This is a genomic window from Micromonospora sp. M51, from assembly GCF_018070305.1.
Classification (GTDB): Bacteria; Actinomycetota; Actinomycetes; order Mycobacteriales; family Micromonosporaceae; genus Micromonospora; species Micromonospora parva.
Map to the genome: position 1 here is coordinate 1 of NZ_JAGPXZ010001337.1, position 788 is coordinate 788.

Here is a 788-nt window from a genome sequence, read left to right on the forward strand (position 1 = left end):
CCGTGGGTGCCGGGGGCGTGGACGAAGAGGGTGCCGGTCTGCGCGGTCAGCGTCTGCACGGCCTCCTCCAGCGGGTCCACCTCGGGGGTGTCCCAGCCGCTGAGGCTCATGTTGACCACGGCGGCCTTCTTCTCGACAGCGGCCCACTGCATCCCGGCGAGGATCGCCGAGTCACTGCAGCCGGCGTCCTCACAGACCTTGCCGTCCAGCAGCGTCGCGTCCGGCGCCACACCCCGGTACTTGCCGCCGGAGGCCGCGCCGCTGCCCGCGATGGTCGAGGCCACGTGGGTGCCGTGACCGACCGTGTCCCGAGCGTCGGTGGCCTCGGTGAAGTTGCGCGCCTCGGCCACCTTGCCGGCCAGGGCGGGGTGCGTCGCGTCGACGCCGGTGTCCAGCACCGCGACGGACACTCCCGCGCCGGTGAACCCGGCCGCCCAGGCGGCGGGCGCGCCGATCTGCGGCACGCTGTGGTCGAGGGTCACCCGTCGACGGCCGTCCAGCCAGATCCGTTCGACGCCCCCTGCCGCGTCGAGCCGGGCCCCAGCGGGACCGGTGGTCACCGTCTCCCAGACCGCGCCCAAAGAGGATTTGTCGCTGGCCAGCGCGGCGCCGCGAATCACCGGCAGGTCGCGGGTCTGCCGGGTGCCGGGCAGCGCGGCCGGGGCACGCCGGGCGGCACCCGTCGCGCCGTACGTCACCAGGAGCGGCAGGGTGTCCCGGTGGGCGTCGTCGAAACCCGCCTCGACCAGCCCGGTGACGTCGAAGAGTCGCCGGTCCTCCCGGCCCGA

1 protein-coding gene is annotated in these 788 nt (G+C 74.9%); it reads right to left on the minus strand.

All coding sequences use genetic code 11. From position 1 onward, the window contains the following. Positions 1-788: S8 family serine peptidase (locus KBX53_RS34665; protein WP_210864002.1), on the minus strand; the 788-nt coding region annotated here is incomplete at both ends.